The sequence below is a fragment of the Myxococcus sp. AB025B genome, assembly GCF_006518215.1.
GTDB classification, from domain to species: domain Bacteria; phylum Myxococcota; class Myxococcia; order Myxococcales; family Myxococcaceae; genus Myxococcus; species Myxococcus fulvus.
The window spans coordinates 1-13,756 of record NZ_SRLW01000065.1 but is presented as its reverse complement, the minus strand read 5'-3'; the positions used below and the strand labels follow the sequence as shown (position 1 = coordinate 13,756).

10 protein-coding genes are annotated in these 13,756 nt (G+C 67.5%); 5 read left to right on the top strand and 5 right to left on the bottom strand.

Going from position 1 to position 13,756, the window contains the following annotated elements; genetic code table 11:
• Positions 1 to 7: 7 nt before the first annotated feature.
• Positions 8 to 577, top strand: coding sequence for a DUF1629 domain-containing protein (locus FL311_RS13490; RefSeq protein WP_141325549.1), 570 nt, complete (start codon positions 8 to 10; stop codon positions 575 to 577).
• Positions 578 to 647: 70 nt separating this feature from the next.
• Here FL311_RS13490 and FL311_RS13485 read toward each other — a convergent pair whose 3' ends face one another.
• Positions 648 to 1,682, bottom strand: coding sequence for a rod shape-determining protein (locus FL311_RS13485; RefSeq protein WP_011556714.1), 1,035 nt, complete (start codon positions 1,680 to 1,682; stop codon positions 648 to 650).
• A 185-nt stretch (positions 1,683 to 1,867) separates the two neighbouring features.
• A complete protein-coding gene (locus FL311_RS13480) occupies positions 1,868 to 2,416 on the bottom strand; it encodes a hypothetical protein (protein WP_141325547.1) in 549 nt (182 codons plus the stop codon).
• A gap of 379 nt (positions 2,417 to 2,795) precedes the next feature.
• Here FL311_RS13480 and FL311_RS13475 point away from each other — a divergent pair, with 379 nt between their 5' ends.
• The 3 genes from FL311_RS13475 (at position 2,796) to FL311_RS13465 (ending at position 6,405) form a co-directional block, all read left to right on the top strand.
• Positions 2,796 to 3,272 carry a hypothetical protein gene (locus FL311_RS13475; protein WP_141325545.1) on the top strand — a complete coding sequence of 159 codons (477 nt, stop codon included), beginning with the start codon at positions 2,796 to 2,798 and terminating at the stop codon, positions 3,270 to 3,272.
• Positions 3,273 to 3,457: 185 nt separating this feature from the next.
• On the top strand, positions 3,458 to 5,572 hold the full coding sequence (locus tag FL311_RS13470; RefSeq protein ID WP_141325543.1) for a cation:proton antiporter: 2,115 nt from the start codon (positions 3,458 to 3,460) through the stop codon (positions 5,570 to 5,572).
• A gap of 209 nt (positions 5,573 to 5,781) precedes the next feature.
• Positions 5,782 to 6,405 carry a hypothetical protein gene (locus FL311_RS13465; RefSeq protein WP_141325541.1) on the top strand — a complete coding sequence of 208 codons (624 nt, stop codon included), beginning with the start codon at positions 5,782 to 5,784 and terminating at the stop codon, positions 6,403 to 6,405.
• A gap of 115 nt (positions 6,406 to 6,520) precedes the next feature.
• On the opposite strand, the gene FL311_RS13460 is transcribed toward FL311_RS13465, so the two are convergent.
• Positions 6,521 to 7,240, bottom strand: coding sequence for a glycosyltransferase family 2 protein (locus tag FL311_RS13460; RefSeq protein ID WP_141325539.1), 720 nt, complete (start codon positions 7,238 to 7,240; stop codon positions 6,521 to 6,523).
• Between the two features lie 200 nt (positions 7,241 to 7,440).
• Between FL311_RS13460 and FL311_RS13455 the strand changes: the two genes are divergently transcribed.
• Complete coding sequence (locus FL311_RS13455) at positions 7,441 to 9,936, top strand: ATP-binding protein (protein WP_141325537.1); 2,496 nt, start codon at positions 7,441 to 7,443, stop codon at positions 9,934 to 9,936.
• On the opposite strand, the gene FL311_RS13450 is transcribed toward FL311_RS13455, so the two are convergent.
• Entirely contained in the window at positions 9,914 to 11,359 is a 1,446-nt protein-coding gene (locus FL311_RS13450) for an aminotransferase class I/II-fold pyridoxal phosphate-dependent enzyme (RefSeq protein ID WP_141325535.1), read from the bottom strand. The genes FL311_RS13455 and FL311_RS13450 overlap by 23 nt on opposite strands.
• Complete coding sequence (locus tag FL311_RS13445) at positions 11,346 to 13,484, bottom strand: transcriptional regulator (protein WP_141325533.1); 2,139 nt, start codon at positions 13,482 to 13,484, stop codon at positions 11,346 to 11,348. Before FL311_RS13445 ends, FL311_RS13450 begins: the two co-directional genes overlap by 14 nt.
• Positions 13,485 to 13,756 lie beyond the last annotated feature (272 nt).

The window sequence follows — 13,756 nt, the reverse complement described above, 5'->3', positions numbered from 1 at the left end:
GCTCCCGATGCCGAACCGCTACTTCAGGCTGACGGAGGACATGCAGGCCGGGAACTGGGACCTGGGTGATGTCCAGGATGAACACGGTCAGGAGGTGGCCGACCCCTACGTGTTCGCGGAGGGAAGACCCGTTTCCATCTCAGGGCGTCTAGCGGTTCCCATCGACACACCGGGGAGACGACTGGACTTCTGCACCGCCGGCCTCGGTGTCGCGCCCGTGGTGCACGTACGAGTCGCAACACTCTTCGCGGAGTTGGCACCCGACGATGTTCAGCTTCTCCCCGTCGCCATCAAGGAGCACTTGGACCAGTACCAACTCCTGGTGGCCACGAAGCTCCTCCGCTGCATCGATGACAAGGCATCCACCGAGGTGCGGTATTGGATGCCCGAACATGGCCAGCCCGAGCGGGTGGGTGACTACAGATCTGTCAGTGGGATGCGCATCGACGCCTCGAAGGTGGGCGACGCGAAGGTGTTCCGCACGTGGGGCTGGGCCGTTGCCCTCATCGTCTCCGAGGACCTCAAGCTCGCGCTGGAGCGCGCCCAGGTCACCGGCGTGAGGTTCACCGAGGTCTGACCCCTGGAAACACGAACGGCGCCGGCCTCCAGGAGGCACGGCGCCGCGGTGCTCACGACAGGGCCGAAGCTCAGCCCGGCTGGCAGACCTGGCGGAGGATGTCGAGCGACTCCAGCGCCTTGCCCGCGCCAATCACCACGGCGGACAGCGGGTCCTCGGCCAGGAACACCGGCAGGCCCGTCTCCTCACGCAACAGCGTGTCCAGGTTCTTCAAGAGCGCCCCACCACCGGCCAGCACGATGCCCCTGTCGGCGATGTCACCCGCCAGCTCCGGCGGCGTGCGCTCCAGCGTCAGCTTCACCGCCTCGACGATGCCGTTCACCGGCTCGGCGAGCGCGTCACGCACCTCGTCGCTCGACACCGTCAGCGTGCGCGGCACACCGGCCACCAGGTCGCGACCCTTGATCTCCATGGTCATGACCTCGTCCGTCGGATACGCCGTGCCGATGCCCATCTTGATGAGCTCCGCCGTGCGCTCGCCGATGAGCAGGTTGTACTTGCGCTTCACGTACTGGATGATCGCCTCGTCCAGCTTGTCGCCGCCGATGCGCACGCTCTTGGCGAACACGATGCCCGCCAGACTGATGACCGCGACGTCGGACGTGCCACCGCCGATGTCCACAATCATGTTGCCGCTGGGCTCCGTCACCGGAAGGCCCGCGCCGATGGCCGCCGCCATGGGCTGCTCAATCAGGTAGACCTCGCGCGCGCCCGCGTTCGCCGCCGCCTCGCGCACCGCGCGGCGCTCCACCTCCGTGATTCCAGAGGGGATGCCGATGATGATGCGCGGGTTCACCAGCGTCTTGCGGTTGTGCGCGCTCTGGATGAAGTAGCGCAGCATCGCCGCCGTGATTTCGAAGTCGGCGATGACGCCGTCCTTCATCGGCCGGATGGCGACGATGTTGCCCGGCGTGCGGCCCAACATCTCCTTGGCTTCCTTGCCCACCGCGAGGACCTTCTTGCCCCCGCGCGCGTCCTGCTGGACGGCCACCACCGAGGGCTCGTTGGACACGATGCCCTGACCGCGGATGTAGATGAGCGTGTTCGCCGTGCCGAGGTCGATGGCGAGGTCGCGCGAAAAGAGGGTGTGAAGCCAGTCGAACATACGAGGGCGGAAACTTTCGGAGAGTCGGCGGAATTTCCCGCTGGCGCGTGGGGGAATGCGGTCGCGAAGGTACTACGCGACGCGGCACGGAGGAAGAAAAGCCGGAAGCCCTTTCACAACCGCCTGGGGAGCAGTCGACCAGCGGACTCGGGCGGGGGAAGGGCCACCCCCCACGAACCCCCGCCTCAGGGGGAGACTTCCACCACCTGGGCCCGCTCGAAGCGCGTGGCCACCACACCCGCCTGCTCCGCCTCGCCCTCGGGAAGGCACCCGGCGGGCACCACCCCGGCCTCCTCGGCCTCCCGGTACTCGGGCGTGTGCCGCAAGGCCTCGCTGGTGACGTGGAGCAGCCCGTCGCGGACCGGCTCGAACAGCAGCGCGGTGAGGTACCAGGCGGGCGCGTAGTCCAGGCGGATGAGCCCGTGCACGCTCCAGCGGTGCGGCGTGTAGTCCCACGGGCAGCGGCCGAGCACCTTCTTCAAGAGCCACCCCGTGGCGTACTCCGCCCCGAAGATGAGGGCCGTGTAGGCCAGCGCCCTCACCGGCCGGGGCAGGGGCTTGAGCCTGGCGGAGACCTCCTCCAGCGCCAGCGCCGTCCCCCCGTAGATGGGGTGCATCCAGAGATAGGTCTGCGCCGTGGCGCTCCTGTCCCGGCGCAGGGCCGCGTTCGCCCCCGTGAAGAGGACCTCCAGCACCCAACCCGTGCACCCGTAGAGCAGGAATCGTGAAAGCACCCCCTCAACCTAGGGATGCTCCCCCTCGGCCGCACGCCCATGCACGCGCCGCATCGACGCCTGCCATCGCTGTGCACGGGCGGACGTTGTCATCGTCCACGCGCGCCTTCGCGCCCCGTCCCGGTCGACTCATTCGTGGAGAGGAGGACATGGGCCTACAGCCCGGTGACGCACCCGCCTGGAGCGGGGTGTCGTCCCCTCGCGTCAGGGCGCGTGGAGCCACGGGCACATGGCCGCGCCGCCGCTCCGCGCGCTCGCCACCTCGTCCGCGCGGTGGGGCTTGAGCGGACTGGCGGGCGGGGGACAACCCGCGCTTTACGGGGCCATGTCCGGCGTAGTACCTGAACGGCCGATGCGCTCCCCCGGCCCGACATCGCGAATGCCCGGTTCCGGGGGTGAGCTGCTCCGTGCCGGGCTGCTGGCCCTGGGCATGGCGCTGGTCCTGGCGACCGTCCTGCGCGCCGGGGACGCCGAGTGCCCCACCCGAAGCACCCCCGAGCGCGGCTTCTACGCCGACTCCGGCGTGACGTCGGTGCTCCAGGGCGCCGGGTCCTCCAAGAAGTCCTCGCGGCGCTGGGGCGCGCAGTTCCACATCACGGACCTGGGCGGCTGGGACCTGGGGCTCCATGTGGGCGCGGGGCCCGTCGTCTTCGCGGCCCCCTCGGTGCGGACCCGCACGGGGCTGGAGCCGGACCTGCTGGCCCTGTACCGCTGGGGCCGCGAGCGTCACCACGCCTTCACGCGCGTCACCCTGCGCGAACGTCGTGCCCCGGCGGCGCCCACGTCGAGCGGGGAAGTCGCGGACCGTCCCTCCATCGCCAGTCGGACGCTGCGCGGACCGCCCGAGTTCGGCTGACCCGTGCGCGACGCGGGCCCTCTGCCGGGCCGGGGTCGCGCGTGGAGTCCCGCGGTGGTCCGGGCGAGAAGCCCGGCGTGACGTCGTCTTTTCCTTTCATCCCCGAGGGATGGCCCTTGTCTTTCCGAGTCCTCGGAAAAGAGCGGGGCGCGTCCCATCCGAGTCTTCCAGATTGAGGTGACCTGATGCACGGAGCCCACGAGGTCCTCCAGGCCATTGCCATTGTCCTGTGCGTCGCCGCGGTGACGACGGTGGTCTTCCAGAAGCTGCGCCAGCCCGTGGTGCTCGGCTACATCCTCGCGGGCCTCGTGGTGGGCCCCTACCTGCCGATTCCGCTGGTCGCCAACCAGGAGGTGGTGACGACGCTGTCGGAGCTGGGCGTCATCCTGCTGATGTTCTCGCTCGGGCTGGAGTTCAGCCTGCGCAAGCTGTTCTCGGTGGGGTTCACCGCCGGGCTCACGGCCGTCATCCAGTGCAGCATCATGGTGTGGCTGGGCTTCGTGGTGGGGCGCGCCTTCGGCTGGACGACGCTGGAGAGCATCTTCACCGGCGCCATCATCGCCGTGTCCAGCACCACCATCATCGCCAAGGTGTTCGACGAGCAGGGCATCCGCGGGAAGCTGCGGGAGCTGGTGGTGGGCGTGCTCATCGTCGAGGACCTCATCGCGGTGCTGCTGATGGCCACGCTGACGGCCATCTCCACGGGCGCGGGCCTGTCCGTGAAGGACCTGACGCTGACCACGGGCAAGCTGGTGGCGTTCCTGGTGGGCCTGGTGGCGGTGGGCCTGTTCATCATCCCCCGGGCCATGCGCGCGGTCATCAAGCTGAACCGGCCGGAGACGACGCTCGTGACGAGCGTGGGCATCTGCTTCGCGGTGGCGCTGCTGGCCCAGTCGTTCGGCTACTCGGTGGCGCTGGGCGCGTTCCTCGCGGGCTCGCTGGTGGCGGAGTCGGGTGAGGAGAAGCTGGTCGAGCACCTGGTGCAGCCGGTGCGCGACATGTTCGCGGCCATCTTCTTCGTGTCGGTGGGCATGCTCATCAGCCCCGCGCTCATCATGGAGCACTGGGCGGCCATCCTGGTGCTCACCGTGGTGGTCATCGTCGGCAAGCTGGTCAGCGTGGCGCTGGGCGCGTTCCTGACGGGCAACAGCACGCGCACCTCCGTGCAGGCGGGCCTGAGCCTGGCGCAGATTGGCGAGTTCTCCTTCATCATCGCCGCGCTGGGCCTGTCGCTGAAGGCCACCGGCTCGTTCATCTATCCGGTGGCGGTGGCCGTGTCGGCCATCACCACGCTCACCACGCCCCTGCTCATCAAGGCCTCGGGGCCGGTGGCGTCGTGGGTGGACCGCAAGCTGCCCAAGCCCCTGCAGACCTTCGTCACGCTGTACGGTACGTGGGTGGAGCGGCTGCGGCAGGCGCCGCGTCGGGAGACGTTGGGCGCGGGCGTGCGGCGCCTCATCCGGCTGTTGGTGCTGGACGCGGTGCTGCTGGTGGTCCTGGTCATCGGCACGGCGCTGATGGCGGACCGCATGGCCCACTTCGTCGAGGTCCAGACGGGCGTGGACGAGGACCTGTCGAAGAACCTCATCCTGGGCGGCGCGGTGCTGCTGGCGGTGCCGTTCATCCTGGGCGTCATCGGCATGGCGCGGCGGCTGGGCTCGATTCTGTCGGAGGCGGCGCTGCCGGCGCGCAAGGACGGCAAGCTGGACCTGGCCGCGGCGCCTCGGCGGGTGCTGCTCGTCACGCTGCAGGTGGGCATCGTCCTGCTGGTGGCCATCCCGGTGGTGGTGGTGACGCAGCCCTTCCTGAAGGGCGTGGCGGGCCCCCTGGTGTTGCTGGTGCTGGTGGGCGCGCTGGGCGTCGCGTTCTGGCGCGGGGCGACGAACCTGCACGGCCACGTGCGCGCCGGCGCGCAGGTGCTGGTGGCGGCGCTGGCGGCGCAGTCGCACTCGAAGGAGCCGGGCGCGGAGGAGCACGCGCTGGACCACGTGCAGGGGCTGTTGCCGGGCCTGGGCGCGCCGGCCTCCGTGCGGCTGGAGGAGTCGAGCCCCGGGGCGGGCAAGACGCTGGCCCAGGTGAACCTGCGTGGCCTCACGGGCGCGACGGTGCTGGCCATCCAGCGCGGCGAGCAGAGCCTGTCGGTGCCCACCGCGCAGGAGGTGCTGCGGGTGGGCGACGTGCTCGCGCTGACGGGGACGAGCGAGGCGGTGGACGCGGCGAAGGCGCTGCTGCTGGGCGCGCCGCCCTCGGTGCCGCCGCCCGAGCCCTCTGCTCCGGAGGAGACGCGCGCCCACGGGTAGCCTGTCCGCCTGGGGGGCGGTGAGCCTCACCGCCCCCGTCGCGGCCCCCTGCCGCGCGAGCACGCTCCCTTGCCTCACAGTCCACGGAAGGGGCGATGTGTCTGGGCGTCCTGCTCTCCGAGCGACGGCCCGACACCCGTCGCCGCGCCCCTGTCCTTCGTGCGCCTCGTTTTCACATTGAGAGGTCCACAGGGGTGGGGAGCACGACCATGAAGGATTTCCGAAGAGGGTGGTTGATTGGCGCGCTGGTGCCGGCGATGGCGCTGGGCTGGGCCTGTGAGTCCCGGCAGTCCACGGATGCGCGCGACGAGCAGGGCACAGGGGGCTCGGGCCGCACGACGGAGATGACGGGGGGCTCGCAGGACGCCGTCCCGAGTGGCGCCACGCAGGACCACGGCGGTGCGGGCTCGAGCGACGACGGCATCGGTGGCAGCGGCAGCAGCTCCGATGTCCAGGGCTCGGGCACCCAGCCGGGCAGCACCGGCTCCGGTGTCTACGGCACGGGCGCGGGGAGCAGCAGCACCGGCTCGGATGTCAGCGGCTCGAGCGGCACCGGCTCCGACCTCAACGGCACGGGCTCCGGCGGCAGCGGCGCGAGCGGGACGGACACCACGGATACGTCGGGCACGAGCAGCACGAACGACCCGGCCACCAGCGGCACCAGCCCGGGCGGCACCGGCGGCACGGGCGCGAGCGGCACCAGCACGGGCAACCCGAACACCACGGGCGGCACCGGCGGCTCGGGCGCGGGGCCCGACAACACCAGCACCGGCGGCACCACGGGCACCCAGGCGGGCCCCTCGGGCACCAGCGACAGCGGCACCCGGCGCTAATCGTGAAGGGGGCGCGTGTCCGGGCGGACCTCGTGCACGCGAGGCCCGCGCCGGACGACCCGGGAGGTCACCCTGTCCCGCGAGGGGACGGGACCTTCCCGGACGACGCGCGTGACTAGCGCTTCAGTGCGTACTTGCCGATGACGTAGAGGGCGCGCACGCCGTCCTTCCAGCCAATCTTCTTGCCCTCCTCGTACGTGCGCCCGTGGTAGCTGATGGGCACCTCGTAGATGCGCCAGTTGCCGCGGGCCACCTTGGCGGTGATTTCGGGCTCGAAGCCGAAGCGGTCCTCCTCCACCTCGACGGAGCGCAGCACCTCGGCGCGGAAGGCCTTGTAGCAGGTCTCCATGTCGGTGAGGTTCAGCCCGCTCGTCATGTTGGAGAGCGTGGTCAGCAGGTTGTTGAGCACCGTGTGCCAGAAGTACAGCACCCGGCGGGGCGTCCCCGTGAAGCGGCTGCCGAAGACGACGTCGGCCTCACCGTCCAGGATGGGCTGAATCACCCGGGGGATGTCGCGCGGGTCGTACTCCAGGTCCGCGTCCTGCACGAGGATGATGTCCCCGGTGGCCTCGGCGAAGCCCCTGCGCAGCGCGGCGCCCTTGCCCTGGTTCTGCTCCTGGAACAGGACCCGGACCTCGTTGCGGTTCTTCGGCGTGCCCCCCAGCAGGCCCACACCCTGCTCGGCGAGCTGCTGCAACAGCTCCCGGCTTCCGTCCCGGGAGCAATCGTCCACGAGGACAAGCTCCTTGGGGAAGTCGACCGCGATGCAGCGGCGCAGCAGCTCCGCCAGGGTGGGAATCTCGTTGTAGACGGGGATGACCAGGGAGACGAGCATGGCGGCTCGGGCTCTATCGCATTTCGACCCGGGGGGCGACTGTCCAGCACCCGGCGCGTGTACCCACGTCTCATGCCCTTTCCCCTCGCCCCGGTGTGAGATGGGGGGTGGCAAGAGTCACCTGTTTTGCATGGAATACTTCCTCCGGGGGGAACAGCCGTGGGGGCCCCCCGCCATGCGTGACAGTGGAAGGGAACGCCATGAACGACCAGCTCGGACATGCGGTGCGCGGCGCGGTTTCCCTGGAGCGGTTCTCCCAGCTCACAGAGGGCCTGCGGGACTTCTTCTACGGTGCCTGGAACATGCCTCACGGGCACTGCTACCTGTGGAAGCAGGACCTGGTGGCGATGCACGTCCTGTCGGACGTCCTCATCGGCTCGGCGTACTTCTTCATCTCGCTGACGCTGTACGCGCTGGTGCGGCGGGCGCGGCTGCCCTTCGGCGGGATGATTCTGTCGTTCGGGGTCTTCATCGGCGCGTGTGGGCTGACGCACCTGATGGAGGTGTGGAACGTCTGGTACTCGGCCTACTACCTGGGGGGCGGCATCAAGGTGGTGACGGCGGTGGCCTCGGTGGCCACGGGCATGTACCTGGTGCCGCTGCGCGGGCGGGTGGTGGAGGTGACGGAGGCGGCGCGGCTGTCGGAGGAGCGCCGGGTGCAGCTGGAGAAGAGCTCGCGGGAGCTGGAGACGCTGTACGCGAAGCTGAAGGCCTCCGAGGCGCAGCGCACCGGCTTCTTCGCCAACGTCAGCCATGAGCTGCGCACGCCGCTGACGCTCATCCTGGGGCCGGTGGACCGGCTGCTCCAGCAGGGCACGCTGCCGGACGCGGCGCACCGGGATTTGGAGGTGGTGCGCCGCAACGCGCGCGTGCTGCTCCGGCACGTCAACGCGCTGCTCGACGTGGCCAAGCTGGACGCGGGGCAGATGCGGCTGTCGTACGAGGAGGTGGACCTGGCGCGGCTGGTGCGGCTGGGCGCGGAGAACTTCGAGGGGCTGGTGGCCGAGCGCAAGCTGGACTTCGCGCTGGACTTGCCCGCGATGCTGCCGGCGCAGGTGGACCCGGAGAAGGTGGAGCGCGTGGTGCTCAACCTGCTGTCCAACGCGGCCAAGTTCACGCCCGAGGGTGGGCACATCCGCGTGGCGGTGAGCGCGGAGGCGGGCCAGGGGCGGCTGGTGGTGGAGGACAGCGGGCCGGGCGTGCCCGTCGAGCATCGCGAGAGCATCTTCGAGCGCTTCCGCCAGGGGGACGCGGCCACCACGCGCGACACCAGGGGCACGGGGCTGGGGCTGGCCATCGCCCGGGACTTCGTGGCGCTGCACGAGGGGCGCATCTGGGTGGAGGAGCGCCCGGGTGGCGGCGCGCGCTTCGTGGTGGAGCTGCCGCTGCTCGCGCCCACGGGGGTGAAGCTCTCGGCGCGCGCGGACGCCCCGGCGCACGAGGTGGATGTCGAGGCGGCGCACGCGGAGCTGGACGTGCTGCGGCCGCCCGAGCGCGAGGCGGCGGTGGCCACGCGGTCGGATGACTCGAGCCGGCCGCGCGTGCTGGTGGTGGAGGACACCCAGGAGATGCGCCGCTATCTGGTGGACACGCTGGCGAAGGACTTCCAGGTGGCCACCGCCGAGGACGGCCTGGAGGGGCTGGCGAAGGCGGAGCGGATGCTGCCGGACGTCATCGTGAGCGACTTGATGATGCCGCGCATGGGCGGAGACCAGCTGGTGCGCGCGGTGCGCACGCGCCCGGGGCTGGAGTCCACGCCCATCCTGCTGCTCACCGCGCGCGCGGATGACGCGCTGAGGGTGGACCTGCTGCGCGGGGGCGCGCAGGACTACGTGGTGAAGCCCTTCGTGTCCGAGGAGCTGGTGGCGCGGGTGACGAACCTGGCCGTGATGAAGCGCACGCGCGAGGTGCTGCAGGGGCTGCTCGCCGCGCGCTCGGTGGACCTGGAGGCGATGGCGCGCGAGTTGGGCATGCGCAAGCGGCAGCTGGAGGTGGCGCTGGAGACCACCGAGCGCGCCAGCGCGTCGCGCAGCACGCTGTTGCAGCTGGTGTCACACGAGCTGCGCACGCCGCTGTCGGTGTTGCAGCTCACCCAGCACGCGCTGCAGCGGGAGCTGGGAGGGCTGCCGCCCCGGGCGCTGGACATGTTCGACCGGATGCACCGCTCCACGCTGCGGCTGCGCGACATGGTGGAGATGGTGCTCCAGTACAACCAGCTGGAGGAGGGGCGGCTGGTGGTGCGGCGCGAGGCGGTGGACCTGGGCGCGGTGGTGGACGAGGTGGTGGAGGAGGCGCGGCTGGAGGCGCGGCGCAAGGGGCTGGCGCTGGAGTGGGACCGGCCTCGGGGGCAGGCGGTGGCGCGCACGGACCCGCGCATCGTGCAGATGGTGCTGCTCAACCTGGTGTCCAACGCGGTGAAGTACACCGAGCGGGGCGGGGTGTCGGTGGCGGTGGAGGCGCGGCCCCAGGGCTGGCGCCTGCGGGTGCGCGACACCGGGCCTGGCATCCCCCGCGCCGAGCAGGCCCACATCTTCGAGCCCTTCGCGCACCTGGAGCCGTTGGAGCACAAGTCCAAGCCGGGGGTGGGGCTGGGGCTGACGCTGGTGCGGGAGATGGTGTCGGTGCTGGGCGGCGTCGTCTCGGTGGCGTCCGAGCCGGGCGTCGGCAGCGAGTTCACCGTCGAGCTGCCGTCCTGAGCGCCTCCATCAGCGCGTCCAGGTCCGCGTCGGTGGTGAGCGGGTTGATGACGGTGACGCGCAGGAACACGCCCTGGGGCAGCTTCGTCTGCACCAGGTAGAAGTCTCCGCGCGTCACCAGCCGCTCGCGCAGGCGGGCCTGCAGCGCGTCCCACGCCTCGGGCGGCACGTGTCCGGGGGTGTGGCGGAAGCAGAGGATGTTGCAGTCGGGCGGGACGGGGACCTGGAAGTCGGCGGCCTGGGAGAGCCGCTCGGCGAAGCGGCGGGTGAGGGCGTAGGACTCCGTCACCGCGTCGGCGAACAGGCGGGTGCCCAGCACGCTCAGGCAGGCGTACAGCTTGAGCGCCATCATCTCCTTGGTGCACTCCAGCGTGCGCAGGGCCACGTCGCTCCACGGGCGCTCGGTGTCGCCGAAGAGGTAGCTGGCCTCCTGGGCGAAGGACTCGAAGGAGCGCGCGCCGTCGCGGAAGAGCACCGCCGTCACCAGCGCGGGCATGAGCAGGCCCTTGTGCGCGTCCCAGACGACGGAGTCCGCGCGGGCGATTCCGCGCACCTGGTGGCGATGGGCGGCGCTGAGCGCGGCGGAGGCGCCGTGCGCGGCGTCCACGTGGAACCACAGGCCGTGGTGCTCGCAGAAGTCCGCCACGGGCTCCAGCGGGTCGAACGCGCCGGTGGCGGTGGAGCCCGCGCTGGCGACGACGGCGATGACCTTGCGGCCCTGTCGCGTGGCGGACTCCAGCGCGGGGCCGAGCGCGTCGGGGCGCAGGCGGAAGCGCTCGTCCACGGCGACGGGGATGGCGCCGCCCTGGCCCCAGCCCATGACGCGGAGGGCGCGCGACAGGCTGTAGTGGGCGGAGGCGGGCACCAGCACCGCGAGCGGCGGGCCCGCGTGGGCGCCCTCGTTCCACGCGTCGTAGCCGGCCTTGGCCTGTCGGGCCGCGAGCAGGGCGGTGAGGTTGCCCAGCGAGCCGCCGGAGGTGAGCACGCCGTCCGCGGACTCCGGCAGGCCCAGGCGCGCGGCCATCCAGCGCAGCACGTTGCGCTCCATGGCGGTGGAGACGGGGCCCATCTCGTACACGGCCATGCCGTTGTTGAGCAGCGAGGAGACGGCGTCGCACAGCGCGGCCAGCGGCACGGGGGCCGTCACCTGGTGGCCCACGTAGCGCGGGTGGTGCAGGTGGTTGGAGCCGGAGAGCACGCGCGCCACCAGCTCCGCGAAGTCGCCCGTGGGCTCCTCGGGGAAGGCGGCGGGGAAGCGGTCCACACTCACGGCGGGCGCGGCCCAGGGCAACACCGGCAGGTCCTCGCCGCGCTCGGCCTGGGCCAGGTAGTCCGCCAGCGTGTCCACCAGCCGCTGGCCCTGGCGGCGGAAGGACTCGACGTCATAGGCGGCGGCGATGCGCTCACTATTACTCAGTCTCATCCGCATCCGCCGAAGGAGAGCTTACTCCAAAGTAGCGCTGCCTTGCTTTGTCCGTAATGCTGTTCTTTACAACTCCCCCACTGGGCGTCTTCTTTACTAAGCCCATCTCTTGAAGCTTCGATGTGCGGTGGCCGACAAGTTGAGGAGTCGCATCAACAAGCGCTGCAATCTCCCCCGCGCGCATAGGCGTGCTCTCCTCATTTAGTGTCTCGAGTATTTCCAGCTCAACCACGGGCAGTGCCGTCTTCTTGCTCAGGCTTTCAACCTCGGCTCTAAAATCATCGCCGAGAGAGACTATTGTGCAGATTCCGTCTTGGCATTCGGCGCATCGCCATTTGTAGAACTCGATACTGTCCTTCTTTTCCATGCCATAGCAAGCGCCACACGCGCCGCAGCGTATTGTCTTGCTTTTTGCCAGAAACTGCTGAATCTCAACATTGTAGTCGAAGCATCTTTGAACGAAATAACTCCTGTCATCGCGACGTCCACGGGGGTATCCCCAGGAAAGACGCTCTGCTTCGCATAGACCATAGAAAAAAGCAAAAATAGATACGTCTTTCCCGCTCTTGTCACGCATCTCGTGGTACTTCGTGACCAGGAAGTTAAGCTCAAGAGATGAAAGCAGGCTTTCCAGGGAAGGGCTGACTGCGAAATGACTCACAGGAGGGTTGTTTAACCCCTCGAAGTACTTGCCGCCCACGGAGCCATTTGTTATTTCGCGTTTGATTCGCTTGGCTGCTTCGACAAGGAATCGAATCAGTTGGTGCTGATTGTGTCGGTCAAGCTTTTGCTCAAACGGTTCCATGGCGAACCGATGCATTCGGTCAAAGTACTTCGCGACAACTGTCTCGTAATACTTCAGTGCGGCCAAGCGGATAGCCGTCGCAGTTATTTGCTGGCCCTTTGCCACTTTGTCTAGATAGCAATGATGGAAAATGTACCCGATCAGGCGGGGGACATTAAGAGTTACCTCGAAAAGCAGACGAAAATACTCGGCCAACGGTAGTGATGCGTCAAAATAAACGGCAATGGTCTCCTGGAATTTCTGAAACCGGGTAGTTAGTAGTCTTTCGAGATAGTTTATTGCCGCTGCTTCGCTCGTTTGAATGTCTGAAGCCTTGTATAGTTGGTAAAAATCCAAGCCAACGGTATCAACCTTTCCAGGATCAATCTTGCCGTAGTAGATCCTTCCGGGATACCCGGCGACCTTGAGCTTGACAGCTTCATTGCTTGCGTTGTTGAGGGGAGAAAGAACGACATCAACAAAGAGCTTTTGGTCGACCCAGGACAGTTCAGAAAAGTCGTCAAAAAATACAAACAACCTGCTGAGCTGTGCTTCGTATAGGAAATCACGAACCTGTTTCAGGATCTCTTGAAATGGAAAGGATCGCAGGACCGCATCGGCATATTCTGCGTAGGTCTCACTGTCGCTCACGCTTTCGTCAAAAGCTTCCGACCCGAGCGAACCCTTGGCTTCGGATTTCGCTCCGAGTTTAAGTTCACTTTTGTCTGTGGCTTTTGTGGACTGCGTGTTTTTTGCTGCTTCTTTTGTTTTTGCGGAAATCGTCCGAAGGATTGGGATTTCCTCTTGCGAAAGCTTGGTTGACTTCACCTCTGACGCCAAGCGCTCCAGCGTCTCAACAACATCTTTGTACTGGCGTTTCTGGCCTAGCCACCGATCGAAGATGGAACTTTTCTCGTAACTGGCCTTCAGTTCCTTGATGAGGTCGGCGATGACGGAACCAAGAAATCCTTTCCTTAAAAGATGTGCTCGGTAGATAGGGTCGGATATTTCGGCGTCGCCCAGGGCTTTTATAGGAGTGTCAGAAGTTGTTAGCAGTTCATGCAGACTTTTTACGTCTATGTAGATGGATATTGTATCGCTGGTTTTTCGAATCTCAGACTGGGCTTTTGCGAATATTGTGCTTTTGCCCGTACCTTTTCTTCCGATGATGAATGTCGTGTTGTTTAGTAGGATGGTTTTCAGGATTGCATTTGATGGAAGAGGGTCGACGTAGAGCGCCTCGATTGGGTTGGCGCCTACCTCTTTCTCAAAATCAAGCAACTCGGCGCGCCGGTATTGTCTGAGTGAATCTGCAATCTTTGCAAATTTATCTGAATTCATAGATATTTGCGCCGCAAGAGGGTGGGCTATTTCTCTTTATAGCATGGCTAAGGCTTGGCCCAAAGGGACAACGAACGCGTACTCCGCCTCACCCTCCATGAGGCCATCAATCGGCTTCCTCTTATGCGGTGCGCCGCATAAGCGCAATTATGCCGAGTCCGGCGTTATGCGGAGTTGAGGGGCATGCCGCGCGCCAGTCCGAGGAGGAGACCGGCGCGGCGGCTCCGCATAATCATGCCCCTTTCCGCGAGGGCCGCAGCGAGGCGAGCAGC

Excerpts from the sequence above, each read along its gene's own strand:
- FL311_RS13490 (WP_141325549.1), top strand. The coding sequence starts at position 8 with ATGCCGAACCGCTACTTCAGGCTGACGGAGGACATGCAGGCCGGGAAC.
- FL311_RS13485 (WP_011556714.1), bottom strand. The coding sequence starts at position 1,682 with ATGTTCGACTGGCTTCACACCCTCTTTTCGCGCGACCTCGCCATCGAC.
- FL311_RS13470 (WP_141325543.1), top strand. The coding sequence starts at position 3,458 with ATGCACGGAGCCCACGAGGTCCTCCAGGCCATTGCCATTGTCCTGTGC.
- FL311_RS13445 (WP_141325533.1), bottom strand. The coding sequence starts at position 13,484 with ATGAATTCAGATAAATTTGCAAAGATTGCAGATTCACTCAGACAATAC.
- FL311_RS13455 (WP_141325537.1), top strand. The coding sequence starts at position 7,441 with ATGAACGACCAGCTCGGACATGCGGTGCGCGGCGCGGTTTCCCTGGAG.
- FL311_RS13450 (WP_141325535.1), bottom strand. The coding sequence starts at position 11,359 with ATGAGACTGAGTAATAGTGAGCGCATCGCCGCCGCCTATGACGTCGAG.
- FL311_RS13460 (WP_141325539.1), bottom strand. The coding sequence starts at position 7,240 with ATGCTCGTCTCCCTGGTCATCCCCGTCTACAACGAGATTCCCACCCTG.
- FL311_RS13475 (WP_141325545.1), top strand. The coding sequence starts at position 2,796 with ATGCCCGGTTCCGGGGGTGAGCTGCTCCGTGCCGGGCTGCTGGCCCTG.
- FL311_RS13465 (WP_141325541.1), top strand. The coding sequence starts at position 5,782 with ATGAAGGATTTCCGAAGAGGGTGGTTGATTGGCGCGCTGGTGCCGGCG.